Consider the following 16,723-nt stretch of genomic DNA (forward strand, 5'->3'; position numbering starts at 1 on the left):
AGTTCATCATAAGAAATGGCAGAGCAGGTGTATACGCATAAACGATAAGCTGTCGCTGAGAGCCAATAAGTTGTAAAAAAACAACGTAAAGCTGTGTACTTACGCGCTGCGAATACGACTTTATTGGGGAGCGGTTTGTGTAGATCTTCTAAACCTCGTTTTTAAATGTTTTTAGTCTTTCATTGATCTTTTGAGCTTCCTTTTTGTCATTCTTATACGTCAGTAGGCGAACGATTACGTATACTGCAGCAATTTGCAACGCCAGTAATAGTATACCGGAAGTGGTGTATACGAGATTCAATAGGACAGCAAGAGAAATTAAAAGGGCTTCCAGAAAAAAGAAATGGAAAATGACACGGAGGCGCATTCTATTCTCGCTAATGGCATGCGGCGTATATAAAATGATTCCAGTCAAAGCACCCAAAAAAGAGAAAACCATAATTATAAAAATCGTCTTTAATTCGAAATTTGCATCAGGAGCAAAGATTTGCCGCAAAATAGTGATGATTATAATGATGGAGGCGAATATAATTAAGAAATCTCTGATCATTCCTTTAATGAGCTCGGAATATTTCATATAGGTCCCCCTTTTATAATCCAAGTATGTGTTTAAGCATGGGTACATACTGTCGTGATATGACAACCTTCTCCCCGTTATCCAATAAGGCTTGAAATCGTCCGCTGATGGACGGATGAATACTGGAAATTTTAGCTATATTTAGAATGGTGGATTTGGATGCGCGAAAACAATGTTTCTCTTTGCAAAGTTCCTCCAGTTCATATAGCTTTTGTTTGACTTCATGAACGTTGTTCTTACAGTATGCAAACACTTTTCCGTCAACAGCTTCAAAATAATAAATATCACTAACTTTGATGCGGCTGATCTGATCCTCATGATAACCAAGTATAATGAGCGTTTCGGTTTTTAGTTTATTCACGAGCTCATGTATTTCTTCGTCTACCTGGTGACACCTGATGCGGATCTCCTCTTCTTCTGTATGGTCTATTACTTCGATGGAAATGTTGATAACAATCACCCTCGGAAATTCAAATCAAAACTTGTTATATAAGTTGAACCAATGATTTTTACACAGAGTCACTACGTGGTCAGAACCATCTTCCGATCGCTATTATCCCCAGATTTTTTGATTCCCTTTTCAAAGGGAAAATCCGGTCATAAACCCGACCGCTTCGCTTCTCCAGATTCTTTCTGCCCCCTCTCGTTTTCGTGTAAATATCTAGTTCAACCTACATAGCGTTTATAACGAATCATAGAAAGACAACGCGTAAGCATCATCAGTAACAAAAGGTTGTTAAGAGAAATCCACTTTTGATTATTCCCCCTGTTTCCCTTCACCCGTATTACGCAGCGATGGATATTCAAACTATACCGCCGATCCAGCATATTGACAGCCTCGTACCATTATATCCCACATTCAATTCACTTCGTAGTCCTCTGGGACTCCGATTTTCTTATGTATATTCAAGTATAATTCCAGGTTTATTCTTCACTTCCCCCTCCTATTTTACGATAAATAGTATGGAGCTATATTAAAAAACGACGATGTTGTTTTAGGTTTTAACTACTTCTAAGGGGGAACAGATCATGAGACAGGCTCGCAATAAAAAGACGGATTTGAGGTTTAAACTGTATTTGATCATTCTGGTTCCGCTATTGGCCATGGGTGGTCTAATCATATGGGCCACGATGGATTCCAGTGAAAATGCATCATTAATGACCATGCAGCATAACAACCAGCAGCTGGCAATGAACACGGCCTCTCAATTAGGCCAGGAATCGGAAATTATCAAAACATTATATGCTACTGCTTCGGAGGAGAGCAACGAATACAAAAGTCTTAGAGACGAACTCGTTAAAGTCAGGCTTCAATCCGGAGCCCTATATGTTTATATGTATAACAAAACTTCGGACGGATGGATCTACACCGTGGATGGAGCGGATTGGGACGATTCGGAATATAGCCCTTACGGGACTGCCATGGAATTCAATCCCCAGATTCAGGAGCGCTTGTTAAACGGTGAAGTCGTCACAACAGGCATCGTTGAAGATCCGACCTGGGGGCAGCTATTGTCCTCCTTTACGCCAATCAAGGATTCGCAAGGTACTGTAATCGGCTACCTGGGCATCGATATTTCCGCTGCAGCCGTGAATCAAATGTCCAAGGCATCCGTAAATGATGCGTATCGGACCATCATCCCGATTTTTGCGGTTGTGCTGATTCTATCTTTGGTCATGATGTTATTTGTGGTAAGAGGCATTCTCAGACAAGTACGCGATATTAAGTTAAGCCTCGAACAGGTCGCCGATGGGAATCTCAAAGTCGTATCCACACCTATGACAAACGACCAGCTCGGTGATATCAGTCATTTGATTAATGTCATGGTTGCCCAATTGACGAATATTTTGATGGGAATACAGCAAGGATCCAACACTCTCCAGCAGTCCTCAAACCATATCGCCGAAACGGCTCAGACAAACCTGCGTCAGACCGAAGAACTTTCCAGAGCGATCGAGGAAATAGCCACAGGCTCCATGAAACAAGCTGAAGAGACGGAACACTCCGTCCAGCACTCCGAGAATCTGGGCAAAATCATGGATGAAGTAGGTTCATATGTGCAGCAGTTCACCGATACTTCAGAACAGCTATCTGCCGTACAAGCACAAGTTACGCGAGAACATGAGGCTCTGCTTGAGAAGGGCCGGGAGAATGCCAAGCGTGTCGAGCATCAGCAGGAAATCTCTAAGTCCCTGACGACTCAGTCGGAACTCGCCTCTACCATTAGCGGACAAATTCACGGCATTTTAAAACAAACTCAAATTCTATCGCTGAATGCTTCCATCGAGGCAGCCCGGGCTGGCGAAGCGGGGAAAGGCTTTGCTGTCGTTGCTGGTGAAATGGGACACCTCGCTCAGCAATCCGAACGTTCGATTCAGGAGATTGATGAAATTCTGAGTTCATTCGTTCAAGAGATACAACGTATGAGTAGTCATTTTGATACGAATATGGCTGCGGCCAAGGAACAGGAAGAACAGATCGCTGAGTGCCTCCAGACGTTTAGGCAGGTTAGCCGCTTATCGAACGAAGTCCAGGAGCTGGCTAAACGTTTGGAAAGCCGGACGGCGGATATGCACTCCATTCGTCAGGAGGTGGAACAGCACTTGAGTTATATTGCTTCCGCAACCGAGGAAACATCGGCCATGACTGAAGAAGTCGCGGCAAGTGCTGAAGAGCAGCAACGTTCGGCCAACGAACTGTCGAACATCTCCGGACAGCTTGCCAGCCTTGCAGGCAGCCTCAAATCGTATTCCAATCAGTTTCAGATCGAAGTGCGCAGATCAGATCGTTCAGAATAATGAAAAACCCCGTTACCTGTTGAATCAGATGACGGGGTTCTTGCTATAGATCCATTCCGATAAACAGCCATACTCCTCTTCGCTTTATTAGAACGATCCCACCTACTAATAAGAGCAACAAGCCAGCGATGATTATCATAAATGGCGGACCTGCATGAGCTTCGAGCGCGCACCTCAATACCTCCGTATTTGAGTGAGAAAACTAGTTCATATGGAGGGGTTTAATGGGTGTTTTAACCTGAACCTCAATATGTGAAGAAAAATATTCAACGTCTACATCAGTTCCATCCAAAAAAGGCGTAAACGTAGGTGATACAGTAAATTTATTAGTATAGTATTGGTTAATCTGTTCCTGTATTTTTGGAGCTAACAAAGTCAGCACAAGCCGTTTCAATGGTTCATCGTTTGGCTCTGCACAAACAGGCTGTATTGTTATCCAGAAAATGATGACCGTTAGCAATAATCCGATACATCTCTTCATTTCTCATCCCCAGCATTTTTAAGGGTAGTTTGCTCATCATATCCAATAAGAATACGAGATGAATGGATTGGCCCCTAAAAAGAAGCACCCTGAGCGTGATGGGCTCATTCAGCGGATAGCAGATCCCGATGATCGACGTGCGACTTTACTGCAACTTACAGAGGATGCCCTTTAATGGAAAAGACAAAAGAAGCTCCATATTAGTGGTATTGGACGCATGAACTCACAATAAGGGAGCTCCGCAGCAATACGGGCTCCCTTCGTATCATGGTTTTATATTGATTGTGTTTACTCAACATATCCAAATGGATGTAAGACTTTACGGTGCTATCTAGTTACAGATTTTATAGAGAGGATGGATATACCACCGATGATTGCAAGAATAAATGACATTACAAAAATGGATGAAAACCCTATTTGTGAAATCATAAATGCTGCAATTACGGGGGCTATTGCTTGTGTTACCGTATTTCCCAAGTTGTATATCCCTAAAAACAATCCCACTCGTTCCTTATCAGGAATAACTCTTAAATTCAATAAATTATCCAAGGAGTTCCATATCCCCATTCCCAGACCAGCCAAAAATCCATAAATTATGATCCCCACATCATTTTGCAGGAAGAACAGACTCAGTGCTCCAATTCCTAATGAAATGGTAGATAAACCAACAGGTAATTTTAAGATATTAAACTTATCGGAGATCGGGCCAGCAATAAACCCCATGGCAATTCCAAATATTAACATGATGATATTAATTAACTGTATCGATTGTTGTGTTGCTGTTGTATCTTTATGCAAGAAGTCCGTCATGATAAACAGCAGATACCCTGTTATTGCAAAGTTCCCAATGCCTTGAGAGAGTTTTCCAATGAGAGCCAAATAGTAGTCACGACCGATAGACCATTTAGGGAACACTGTAACCAATTCTTTGAATGAAAACGCGTTCTTCGTTGATGATGATGATTGATCCATCTTCTCATCCAAATTGGATGGTTCACGTACAATACATGCCGCGATCAGTGTACCAATGAATGTAATGATGCCAAAGATGACAAACCCTAAACGATATTGCCCCAAGAAAACGACGGCTAGAATTGTAAAACCATTGTTTCCAAGCGCCATACCTAGCCCGCCATAAGCGGACGAAGCCGTCCCTTTGCCATGATCGGGTGCTAAATCTAACCAAGCGACCATTGGAGCCACAATAAAATTCAATGCAACCTGCCCAAGCATCCAACTGATCAACAAAACAGGTATGGAAGTAGCCATTGAGGCGAAGATCATTGCCAACATAAATACAAAAGCTCCAGAGACAAGCCAAGGCGTCCGCTTGCCAAAACGCGATTGGGTACGGTCAGAGACATATCCGGCGATCATATTAGAAACGGCTGCCACGACCATCCCTAATGCGGAGAACAAGGCTACGATATTAATTTTATTTTCAGCATCCAAATGTTGTATCATCGCAGGCAAAAATAAACTTGCTGTTGCAATATATGGTCCCAGCCAGGAAGCAGGTCCAATGATTAATCCGGGTACTAATCGTTTAAGCGGTATCGTTTTCATGTATAATTTCCTCTCTGGACGTCTAAAAATTCTTTACGGAGTAGAAGTCAAAGTCTGCGTATGAGTCATGTTGATGTGCGTCAACCGAACCTATGAAGTTAAACAGTCCTGTGAATCCACCGATTTCACCTGGTTCACCGTTTACGCCTTCATCCGATAAATACATAGCATTGATATCGTTTTTTAATAATTGCCACTCCTGGTTTATTTCCAACCGATAAAATATATCCACCATACCCGACTTATAGATAACCTTTAAATCAACTACATTGTCAGGAACCGGGATCGTCTGTTGAACCAATTCTTTACGTTTACCTAGATTAGCCTGCAATAAGCTCAAAACCGTTCCATTTGATGATTCTGAATACGTTAAGTGTGCATAGATCCAATTATTTGAATCATAGTAGAGTCCCATACCGGCAGTTTCGGAGTAATGGTCAGGGAGAAATTCAATTCTGGTTTGAAACTCATAATGGAATGATGTCGCGCGAGTTGCCATGATTGCAGGATTCATTTGTGAAAAAAGAGAGTTTTCTCCGTAAATGCGCAGATATCCGGAACGTTCGATTGTATTTACCCAACTTGCTTCCTGCTTTCGATAGGGAGTCATAAAGCGGATATCATAGTTTCTATCATCAAAATGATCATGGATGTCATGTGATCCTACAGGCGATAACTGGACCCCCTCCATCCCCTTTACTTCCATTTTGGCCAGGTTTGATCCATCCTCCATTTCGAGCCACCCATCCTGTGACCATTTCATTTTTTGAATCGATGTTTCCCGACCTAACGGATTTAAGAGAGTTCCTTCCAGAGGGCGTGACATCAGATGTGCAATATACCACTCGCCCGTATGGGTTTGAACTAATGAACCATGACCTGCTTTTTGCATCAATGAATGTGGATTGTACATTTCAAAATGTCCCGCATCCGGATCGCCAAGTGAAAAAAGATGCCGCGGTGAAGACGTGATGATCGGTTCTTTCGATGGATGCGGTTCATAGGGGCCAAAGATAGATGTGGAGCGCCCAATCTCCACACCATGTGCGTAGCCTGTTCCACCGGCAGCAATAATAAGATAATAATAGTCTTTATGTTTATAAATTTGCGGTGCTTCTGCGCACCCACGACTGGTAAACCCTTGTGTTACTCTGTGCCAAGCACCAATGACCTCACCTTTTTCCAAGTCATACTCGGCGATGACAATATGCCCGGGCGCTTGATAGCCCTCTCTCGTTTCCCATTCAAGGATGGAAATGTAGTGTTTTCCGTCGTCATCATGGAAAATGGCTGGATCAAAACCGATGGATGTTAGATAAATCGGCGCTGACCATGGCCCGTGTATATCTTCTGCCCACATCGCGTATGAATCCGCATTAAATTCACGACCAGCCATATTGATCATATGGGAGTAGGCTAACCAGTATTTCTTTGTGAAAGCATCATAGGATAAATGCGGTGCCCAGATTCCAGCGGGTGTATGTGTACCCCTTAAATCGACCTCCCCTTTTTTTAACGCAAAGTTAATAAGTTCCCAGTTGGCTAAATCTGATGATTTAAAGATCTGGATCCCTGGATTCCAATGAAACGTAGACGTTGCGATATAATATTCATCATCAACTCGAATAATCGATGGGTCTGGTGCCATTCCAGGTATTATCGGATTATTAATCATTGTCATTTCTTCTTTCCCTTTCAATCGCATTTTTAAGCGCTTTCTATTTCCCGGCATGCAGCTTACCCTTTTTTTTCATTACCAAGCAACATGTTGATACCGTTTTCTTTTTTGACTATAATAAACATGCGTCTGCTAAATATCGATAATAGAACATAAATCATGGTCATTCTCGAAAGCGTTTCCTGCTGCTCACTTATATTATAATAACGATTAAACTTGAAATTCGATTGCACAATGAAGGTTTAATTTACCCAAATCAAGGTGGGATCTCAAAATGGAAAACGATATACAACGATTTATTGGAGATACAACACAGCTGCTTCCGCGTATTGATTGGAACATACGTTTTTTCGGTGCCCATAAGCAGACCGTTCCTTCACACTGGTCCATGACGAAAGAATTCCATCATGCTTTTGAGATATTAATTGTATTAGATGGCACTCAGGAGACATGTCTTGAAAAAGACCGTTATGTCATCCAAAAGAACGAAATTCTTCTTATTCCTCCTGGTTTTGAACATACCAATCATTGCATCTCTCCTGGTTCAATGACTTATTTTTGTGCTCATTTCGATATTGATGAACCTTCTTTGCGAATGAAGATCATGAAAAACTGCGATTGGGTCTATACGCCCGATAATCCGTATTACAGCAGGTTAAGGAGCTGTCTTCAAAAATGGATTGACATTTTAGAAGATCAAGAGATTTCATTTTCAACTGCAAAATTAAGAGCACAGGTTATCCTCTTTGAATTATTAGAAATACTTGTAGATCTGCAACCAACAAACTCGAATGTAAGAACGAATCAATCCATGACCACTGCAAAATACGCCAAGGAAATTGCAGAAGCCATAAAGTGGACCTTCAAAAAAAAATGCATAGAAACAAACGGTAAAGTAGACTTTACCGTTCACATACAGCCGATTATTGCATCTCTTGGGATCAGCCCCAATTATGGTTTAGAAGTCTTTCAAAAGATTTACCAAATGTCACCTCGAAAATATTTATCCGAGCTAAAATTACAAGAAGCTAAAATCTTATTGCAGCAACCAGAGTTATCTTTGAATGAAATCGCCAATCGTTTAGGGTATAAAAATCTTTCTCACTTCAGCAGACAATTTAAGAGATGGACTGGCATAAACCCGTCCGCATTTCGTAAAAAGACAAGTATTTAATCATTTTTCTTTATCCAGGAACGCAGCTTGTCCGCATAGAAAGCGCGTTCATCCGGGTCGGACGGTGAACCCTTTGACAGGTAAAGTTGATCGTCCGCATACCTAGGGTACACATGGAGATGATAGTGCCACACGTCTTGATTGCCGGCAGGCTCATTATGTTGCCGCGTAGAAATCCCGTCGCATCCATATGTATTTTTCATTGCAAATGCTGTAAGCTGTGCCGCACGGTGAATTTCAACAGCGTAATCCGCAGGGAGTTCATAGATATTCTCGAAATGTTGATTAGGAATAACCAGAACATGTCCTTTATTGTTGGGCCACCATTTGCTTGCTATAAACGCCGTTACCTTTTCATTTTGATAGATGATATCCCTTTGTTTTGTTCCCTGATCAGGTCGCTCGATCCCCCAAATACAACAAAATGGACATTCGTACCCTTCAGGCTGATGTGAAAATGATGCTGTCATCGTTCTCATTCAACTCCTTTTATGTTTGTATTGCCGTCGTTTCCGCTAGTTTAATGGCTTGGTCAGGATAATTTCCAATGGTTGTGTATCAAGTAATAGGCATCCAGCATCTTGATAGCCCAGCTTTCTATAGAAATGTTGTGCGCCTTCATCAGCCTGAGTAGATGTCATGACCATGTTGAAGCCCTTTTGTTTCATTTGCTCCTCCCAGAAGAGAACAACTTTATTCCCTACACCCTTGCCCCGAAATGGTTCATCGATCCAAATGATGTTCATAAACGGGATGTTGTCCCAAAAATAACCATACCTCATCCATCCGATGTTACTTCCATCCAGGTTTCTTATGATATAGATTTCTTTCCCCTTTATTTTGGCGGATATGAGGTTCTCTGAAATATGACGGTCCCTGCCTTTGATGTATTCGTAATCCGAATCATCTGCAAAAGCGATGTTCATTGTAACTCCCCCTAATATCACAATTAAGATTTCATACCATTATATCCCATAAACTTTCCTTCCCGTTAGCCATTCATATCGTAACTTTTCTTTACATTCTGAAGTCTCTTTTGGAACAATCCGTTAAGTTCCTGAATATAGACAAATACCCTTTCAATGGGTGCCCGCGGTTTCTCTCATATGACAAATATGTAAGGTGAAAACGGCAAATGTAAGGTAAATCGATCGATCGAAGCAATGAATCAGTGCTATTGTAAATATGCGAGTTCATTAACATGGCAGGAGTGAAACGGGTGTGCAAAAGAAAGGTACAAAATCTATTTCGATGTTTGGTATGTCTTGTCGTGATCTTGGTTTCAGTTGGGGAGTATATGAAGACGGTTGAAGCAGCCCCCCTCTCTCAGGCGCCACGAAAAATAGAGGAATTCAAGCACCTATTAGATGAACAGGTTCCGGTATGGCAGGATAAATATGATGTACCCGGATTGGCCGTCGGCATGGTTCACGAAGGTCGTGTCGCTTATCTTCTCAACTATGGTTATGCCGATACGAAAAACAAGATCGAACTGACCGATCAAACCTTGTTCCAGGCGGGCTCGATATCCAAAAGCGTTACAGCATGGGGAGTTCTAAAGTTGGTAGAAAAGGGGCTCGTTTCGCTCGACGATCCCGTTGAAAAGTACTTGACCTCGTGGAAATTACCTGACGCCAAGTTTAATCCTGATGAGGTCACCATAAAACGATTGTTAAGTCATACTGCAGGCTTGGCTGCCCATAAAGGGTATCTCGGTACGGCACCGCAAAGCCGGCTTTCCAGTATAGAAGATTCGTTGAACGGAAAAGGCCTATTTAATGAACCTGTGAGAATTACCGATACGCCCGGGGAAAAAGAGGTTTACTCTGGTGGAGGCTATACCATTCTACAGCTCGTGATTGAAGAGGTTACTGGAATGGCATTTGAACGTTATATGGAAGAAGAAGTCCTTAAGCCGCTAGGCATGGACTCGAGTTCATTCCATCAAGATCCCAACGATCCCCGGATGTCAAAAGCATACGGTTATTTCGGACAGGAGCTTCCGAACTACCAATTTACCGAGCAGGCAGCGGCTGGACTTAAAACGAACTCCACGGATATGATGAAACTGATTCTGGCCAGCATGGACCATTTGAATCGGATGCAAGGGAATGGACTTCTCGAAAACGAGCTTGTAGAGGAGATGCAGCAGCCAGTAATAGGTGAGAGTGGATTGGGCGTATTTATCAGAAAGCTATCCGAAGAGCAGACGTTCATTTACCATTCTGGCGACAATCGAGGCTGGCATGCATTGTACGGTTTTATCCCGGAAACCAAGGAAGGCTTGGTCATTCTTACGAACAGCGATAATGGAATCGATCTGAGGCAGGATATTTACCATGCATGGATTGAATATGTAACCGGTTCGTTACCGGAGGGCCATTCTTCGTTGACTCAATCGAGAACGAATAATTTCATTCTATCCATTTCGATCGGGACCTTGTTTGGCATTTACGTGATAATGTTTGGTATAAGAATGGCTACCGGTAGAAGAGTCTTTTTCACCAAGCTTAAGGATAAATATGTTGTAAAATTAGGATGTAGGACATTACTTTTAGTATCTGTCGGTGCCCTCTTGTTCTATGCTTCTTATGTTTGGCAAATACTAAATTTAAGTTCCGGACGTAAAGATTATGTGATGCTGATCATGGCGTGGCTATTCGTTCTTGTCATCACGGGTTTTTACCCCAAAAAACGTAAATTGAAGTCGCCAGAGCGTCCATTTAATAATCCCATTCCGTTAAATCCTGAATGAACTTACTCGCAAAAACAAGCTCATCAGCAGTGTACTTATCTAGAAAATTCATGAATCGCTCTTCAATTTCTTGATGGATCCGATGATGGATCACATATATTTTTTGGCCTTTCGAGGTCAAAGCGTAATAGACTTCTTTTTTATTGTCATTCATCTGCTGTCTTTTGATTAACGCCAGCTTCAGAAGTTTTTTGCTGATTCTTGTGATGGACCCTTTGGTTAATCCGGTTTTTTCTGCAATGGAGGTGACATTAATCGGTGAGAAATCTCCAATACATGCGATAAGGTGAATCTCCGACAAGGTCAAATTTCCCTTTTCACCAAATTCCTTTTCGAACTTATGTATTTCCTCACTCATGCGGACGGATAACTTGCTTTCCCTTATGTCCTGTTGACTCATAAGATGGATGAAGCTTTTAAAAATCCATTGTTTCGAAAGATCCATGGGCTGCATTTTCCTCGGTCTCCTCTTTTCGCGTATCTTTCCTCATTATACATGATTGTTTCGCAAAAAACATTTGATGCGCTTATATTTTATATAGGTTGAACTGGATACTTACACGCTAACGGAGAGGGCAGAAAGAATCTGGAGAAGCGGAGCGTTCTAAAAGCTTTCTGAAAGAAAGCTGCATCGGAAGCATAGGCTTATCACCGGATTTTCCCCTTAATAAGGGGATCAAAAAAATCTGGGGATAACAACGATCGAAAGATGGTTCTGACCACGTAGTGACTCCGTGTAAAAATCATTGGTTCAACCTATACAGACAATAAAAAAGCCCGGAAAACGATGAATCAGAAGCTTCCGGGCATATTTTTGTTTCTCGCAAAACAATAAGGTTAAAAAAAAGCGTTACCCTTTGCTGATACTCCTAATTCCTTCCTCAATGCATCGTTCCAATGGACGTTCTTGATCGGAAATGGCCCATGCGATATATCCATCCGGACGGATCATGGCGGTGTGCACATTGTTCCAGTCCAGAGCCGGTTCCGCCAACGTCGCGCTGACCCATGTGAAATGCTGAACGGGCAGACGACGAATGATGCCTTCCACGAGTTGATCATGAACGAGATTAAGCAATACACATTTGCCTTCCCGGAAAAGTTCGTAACTGCTGAAGACATCGCCGTTTTCCTTACGCAGTTTGATCTCTGCAAGCCTGCGACCATTTAACGGATGTGCAGAAACTGCATCTGGCACATTATAGCTAACATCCACGGCTGCAATTTGACTCGCTAAACGGTAGTTCGCTTCCGGACTTTCCAATAAATCCGATATCATTCTCCGCAGATGGATCATAGTCGACGAAAAATCGGTACCAAATAGCAGGGTTTGGACACGTGTATTGCTGAGCAATGCTGAATTGACGGGAAAACGCTCTTCATGGTAAGTATCAAGCAACCCCTCGGGCGCCCATCCTTTCACTTGCGCAGCCAGCTTCCACCCCAAATTCATCGCCTCTTGCAGTCCCACGTTCATCCCTTGTCCTCCGGCAGGAAAATGAATATGAGCAGCATCTCCTGCAAGGAAAAGCCTTCCCTCCCTGTAGCGGTCAGCTTGTCGAGTAGCATTGCCAAAGCGGGTCATCCAGTACGGATCTGAAATCCCGTAGTCGTCCCCTAACATGCGGAGCATTCCCGAGCGTAGTTCTTCCAGTGTGACGGGTGTATCTTTTGGAACGGATGTTCGATCCGGATCGATAAAGACTACGCGGTGCAGCTCTTCAGTCACAGGAACGATCATGATCATCCCGTTCTCGTCAAAGCGGGAAACGACACTCGTTGCAGGCGGGCGTTTAAACACAACGTCGCCTTGGACCGCTGTTAGCGTTGCATCCGTTCCGTTAAAGGAAATGTTCGCCTGTTTACGTACAATACTTCCGGCTCCGTCTGCACCCACCACATATGCTGCTGTTAATGTCATTTCGCCTTCCGTTCCAGTGGCCATCACTTCGACATATTCCGAATTCGGTGAGATGGACGTTACTTCCACTCCTCGCCGGATCTCTGCACCCAGCTCTCTGGCTCTGCGCTCCAGTACCTTTTCGGTTTCCGATTGGGCGATAAACAATGAATAATTGGATGAAGAGTCGATGACCGTAAAGTCCAACCGCGTTTCCAAGCCTGCAAAATGCCCGGTCGGCAGCGGTTTACCGATCTTCAACAATTCCGCTTTCAAACCACGCAAGTCCAAAATCTCTAACGTACGAGGATGGATGCTAAGCGCTCTAGAGTATGGGGTGGTATCTTTCAATTTCTCCAAAACACAAACCTTCACGTCCGCCAAAGCGAGCTCCCCGGCCAACATCATGCCGACAGGTCCCCCGCCGATGATAATAACATCATAATTCATTTTTAGAGTTCTCCTCTCTTAGTTGGAAATCGCTGCAATGGCATCCACTTCAATTAACCATTCCTCAAAGGCAAGCGCCTGAACACCTATAAAGGTACTAGCCGTTTTGGGCCATCCGTCGCCGAATACTTCAAAACCGGCTTGAAAAATTGTCTCAACCAACTCAGGCTTATGGTTTACGACATATATCCTCATTTGAACAATGCTCTTCGCTTCCGTATCGATGGCCTCCAAAGCCAATTTCAGATTGGCAAAGACTTGCTTGGACTGGAGCAGATAGTCGCCCTTTCCGATCAGCTCGCCTTTTTCGTTTAAAGCCACTTGTCCGGAAATAAAAGCTAACGGAGAAGCGGGGGCAATGACGATTTGTGAAATGAGATTGGTCACTGTTTGTGGAAGGGTACTCGGATTGATTTTTTGCATGCGCTTCCTCCTTAGTGATTGTTTTTCTCAAAATAAAAATTATTTATTGTTTCGTATGAAACAAATTTATGGTAGCATTATAACAAAATAAATACAATAAAAATTATATAATTTGTTTTGAGAAGAACAATAATTCTCGACCTTGTTAAGTAGTTCTGCCGCTTTAACTCGGGTTCGTTGAATGAATCAAAAACAGCCGACGAATTAGCCGGCTGTCTTCTTGATTTATCAATCGCGCTTTACTTGGGCTGGGTCGTGGATCTTGAAAACATCATGCACAATTTCAAAAACGAGAACCCGGATGGCCCCGCCCCAAGCGAAGTATTCCCACTGGCAATCTCTTTGAAAAATAACACCAACACCTGGATGGGGTCACTCGACTGGCTATTCGGCGCATATGGCACCATCCAGGAACAATGGAACAAAGACGCCGACGGCAATCTCGAGTACGGCTCCATTAACCCTGGGGCGAAGCAGACCCTTGCCAAGCTGAGTGAATGGATGGAAAAAGGGCATATATCCATACCGACTCCGCCCTGTGGGATGGGGGCAAATCGGCCGAAAGCTGGACCGCTGACACCGCCGGCATCCTGCCTAGGGCCAACTGGGCACTCGACTGGCCGGCACCCGACCTGTTGAAGAACGTGCCTGGTTCCAAAATCAAAGCCTAGCCGATTCCGGCTGGTCCAGACGGTAAAATCGCGGAGATCAGATCACGCAAGAAGTGAATGATTGGTTTAAGTCGGTGCAGGGGAAGTAAGAATTGGGATTTTGGAAAAGTAGAGCATTAAAAAACCCGAGCTGAAGCGAGATATACACGCTTCGGCTCGGGTTTTTCAGTGTAAATAGGGATCGCTCTCCCATGACCTATGGGTTCGCTTTGGTGAACAATCCAGTGCATTCTTACGAAGCTAAGCTATGTAAGCATACATTGGCTTTTTAACTTTAAGGTCATTGATTAGCTATAGCTAACACTCCCATCAATCACGCAATGCTTTCGTCAATGTTGCATGAAGCTCCTAATATGTGAGTCACCACTCTCTTGATTTACTCGCTCCCTCGCTCCACCCTTTCATGCTCACACCGCTAAGTTCATCCTCCACCTAGCTTTGGTCAGATTCATGCCCTTTCTCCACCAGCATCGACTGGCCTAATAAGGAAGCCGTTAGCTGTATACCATCTCGCAGTCCCTGCATGTACAACCATTCATTTTCTATACCTTTGCATACAATGTAACGATTCTCCCATTCAGCATACTCAGGTGTCTGTTCGATATCCTTGCCTGCAAACAAAACTACGAACGCTTCGTCGGTCTCCTCACGTACACGACTCAGTTCAGGATCATGCTCGATCTGCACAGTCACCTCATCTAGCCTTGCCTGGATGGCCCGCTGCATCCACGGTGGAAAATCCATAGCTTTTCCTCCCCTACACATTATGTACTTCACTCATCATCGTACAACTCGGATGTCTCGCCCTTCATGTCACTAATTTGGGCCACCAGTTCATCAACCCTTCGACTTTGTTTCTGAACCTCGGGGTTCTCCCATAACGGAATCGCTTGCTCAAGGATGCCTCTCCAAGCTGATTAAGCTTGCGCCGTTCCTCTTCCAATAAGTCAAGTAACCGGCTCATACCTCCACCTCTCTGATGGGTTTAAACTGCATCATGTCTTATTATTGCTAGGCATGAGTAGTCATTTTTAATGCCATTATCTATATCCAATGTTGTATACCAATACTTTCGTCTTATCTAAATTGTAAGATAAACCGTGATTGCTTTAATGCGGAAATCGAATTAAAAATAAAAAACACCGATATAAACCTTCGGTGTAAAAACTCCGTACCTTATCTCTAAAACCACAATTTTTTCACGTTCTACATACATGTCTTTTATAACGCTTGCATTCAATAATAACTTTAAACTTGTTAGATGGAATTAATTCTTCCCTCACAACAACCATTCTTTAGCTAATTCTCTTACTTCATTTCTAAGTTCTTTCATTATCTTAGTAACATCTTCTACTCCCAAAAAAATCGATTGCCATATGACTGTATCTAATTCTATGGAGGCCGCCCACCAACAAGTCTCTATCCCTCTACGCGGATTTGGAACCAATACATCTACTGCGTATCCTTCTCGCAATACGTAGAAACTGCGATGCACATATTCCGTGCATTACCACTAGCGCTACGTATTTTTGAAACTCTTCGTCATCACAATTCCACAAATTCCATAATGTAAGTGTCCTTCGTATAATACTCTTAAGAACGTGAATGCATCCGAATAATGTGCATTCGAAATTAATGCTGATATTGAACTGAAAGTAAAAAATTGGGCCATACTTAACTCTAACAATATTGTATGTCTCTTTGATTTGCATAGCCTTTATTGTTTTCAAGAATAGCAGAGTTTTGAAGAAGATTCTCCCTAATCTTATCAATTAATATTAGCCACTTATCTATCATATCATTTGTCCATTTTAATTGCTCTTCGTTTATCACTTCTGGGTATTTCCAGAATATCATTATCATTATCCTTGCAGGATTTAATTCGCCTAACGTTCCCGTATTCGCGCCCCAGCGTATGCTGGGTGTTCGGCGACAGCAGACCCAGGGGGTATGCCGCAGCGTGAATATTATGTTAGGCGATGCTCTCCTATGACGATTTCAAAATCTTATTCTTCTTATTCTACTGTTTCTTAATACTTCTTGTTGTAACTTTTCAGTCTCACTCTTCTCTTTTTTAAACTTTTCTACGTCTGAAACAATTTCTTTAAGTAATCTATCAACTGCTATATATACAATTACAGCTGAATACACAAATAAATATTCAAAAGATAAAATATTTTTATTAGAGAGATATTGCGAAAACTTACTGTATGATTCCATTATTGAGTAACCAATTATTAGTGTGTAAA

15 protein-coding genes are annotated in these 16,723 nt (G+C 42.7%); 4 read left to right on the forward strand and 11 right to left on the reverse strand.

Translation table 11 applies throughout. The annotated features are described in order from the left end of the window. Positions 1-148: 148 nt before the first annotated feature. A complete protein-coding gene (locus L6H98_RS15105) occupies positions 149-577 on the reverse strand; it encodes a DUF3021 family protein (protein ID WP_236416281.1) in 429 nt (142 codons plus the stop codon). A gap of 13 nt (positions 578-590) precedes the next feature. After that, positions 591-938 (reverse strand): LytTR family DNA-binding domain-containing protein, encoded by a 348-nt coding sequence (locus L6H98_RS15110; protein WP_236416282.1) that lies wholly within the window; start codon positions 936-938, stop codon positions 591-593. Between the two features lie 668 nt (positions 939-1,606). On the opposite strand from L6H98_RS15110, the gene L6H98_RS15115 reads away from it, so the two are divergent. Then, entirely contained in the window at positions 1,607-3,376 is a 1,770-nt protein-coding gene (locus L6H98_RS15115; protein WP_236416285.1) for a methyl-accepting chemotaxis protein, read from the forward strand. Positions 3,377-4,184: 808 nt separating this feature from the next. Here L6H98_RS15115 and L6H98_RS15125 read toward each other — a convergent pair. Continuing rightward, a complete protein-coding gene (locus tag L6H98_RS15125) occupies positions 4,185-5,423 on the reverse strand; it encodes an MFS transporter (protein ID WP_236416289.1) in 1,239 nt (412 codons plus the stop codon). 22 nt (positions 5,424-5,445) lie between these two features. Next, on the reverse strand, positions 5,446-7,155 hold the full coding sequence (locus tag L6H98_RS15130) for a family 43 glycosylhydrolase (RefSeq protein ID WP_236416292.1): 1,710 nt from the start codon (positions 7,153-7,155) through the stop codon (positions 5,446-5,448). Between the two features lie 220 nt (positions 7,156-7,375). Here L6H98_RS15130 and L6H98_RS15135 point away from each other — a divergent pair, with 220 nt between their 5' ends. Beyond that, complete coding sequence (locus L6H98_RS15135; protein WP_236416294.1) at positions 7,376-8,275, forward strand: helix-turn-helix transcriptional regulator; 900 nt, start codon at positions 7,376-7,378, stop codon at positions 8,273-8,275. Here the strand turns inward: L6H98_RS15135 and L6H98_RS15140 are convergent. Then, positions 8,272-8,745 (reverse strand): HIT family protein, encoded by a 474-nt coding sequence (locus tag L6H98_RS15140; protein ID WP_236416297.1) that lies wholly within the window; start codon positions 8,743-8,745, stop codon positions 8,272-8,274. The genes L6H98_RS15135 and L6H98_RS15140 overlap by 4 nt on opposite strands. 45 nt (positions 8,746-8,790) lie before the next feature. Further along, on the reverse strand, positions 8,791-9,201 hold the full coding sequence (locus L6H98_RS15145) for a GNAT family N-acetyltransferase (RefSeq protein WP_236416299.1): 411 nt from the start codon (positions 9,199-9,201) through the stop codon (positions 8,791-8,793). A gap of 371 nt (positions 9,202-9,572) precedes the next feature. Here L6H98_RS15145 and L6H98_RS15150 point away from each other — a divergent pair, with 371 nt between their 5' ends. Next, positions 9,573-11,030 (forward strand): serine hydrolase domain-containing protein, encoded by a 1,458-nt coding sequence (locus L6H98_RS15150; RefSeq protein WP_236416302.1) that lies wholly within the window; start codon positions 9,573-9,575, stop codon positions 11,028-11,030. Here the strand turns inward: L6H98_RS15150 and L6H98_RS15155 are convergent. From L6H98_RS15155 to L6H98_RS15165, 3 genes are all read right to left on the reverse strand, one after another. Continuing rightward, positions 10,999-11,484, reverse strand: a complete 486-nt coding sequence (locus L6H98_RS15155) for a MarR family transcriptional regulator (RefSeq protein WP_236416304.1) — start codon at positions 11,482-11,484, stop codon at positions 10,999-11,001. The genes L6H98_RS15150 and L6H98_RS15155 overlap by 32 nt on opposite strands. A 396-nt stretch (positions 11,485-11,880) precedes the next feature. Then, positions 11,881-13,380 (reverse strand): monooxygenase, encoded by a 1,500-nt coding sequence (locus L6H98_RS15160; protein ID WP_236416307.1) that lies wholly within the window; start codon positions 13,378-13,380, stop codon positions 11,881-11,883. An 18-nt stretch (positions 13,381-13,398) separates the two neighbouring features. Then, a complete protein-coding gene (locus L6H98_RS15165; RefSeq protein WP_236416308.1) occupies positions 13,399-13,803 on the reverse strand; it encodes a RidA family protein in 405 nt (134 codons plus the stop codon). A gap of 177 nt (positions 13,804-13,980) precedes the next feature. Between L6H98_RS15165 and L6H98_RS15170 the strand changes: the two genes are divergently transcribed. After that, positions 13,981-14,442, forward strand: coding sequence for a hypothetical protein (locus L6H98_RS15170; protein WP_236416309.1), 462 nt, complete (start codon positions 13,981-13,983; stop codon positions 14,440-14,442). Positions 14,443-14,906: 464 nt separating this feature from the next. Here the strand turns inward: L6H98_RS15170 and L6H98_RS15175 are convergent, their stop codons facing one another. After that, positions 14,907-15,218: a hypothetical protein gene (locus L6H98_RS15175; RefSeq protein WP_236416311.1), complete on the reverse strand. Its 312-nt coding sequence runs from the start codon at positions 15,216-15,218 to the stop codon at positions 14,907-14,909. A gap of 1,254 nt (positions 15,219-16,472) precedes the next feature. Then, the coding region (locus L6H98_RS15180) for a hypothetical protein (RefSeq protein ID WP_236416312.1) at positions 16,473-16,723 on the reverse strand (251 nt) is incomplete at its 5' end.

It is taken from the genome of Paenibacillus sp. JJ-223 (assembly GCF_927798175.1).
GTDB lineage: Bacteria > Bacillota > Bacilli > Paenibacillales > Paenibacillaceae > Paenibacillus > Paenibacillus hubeiensis.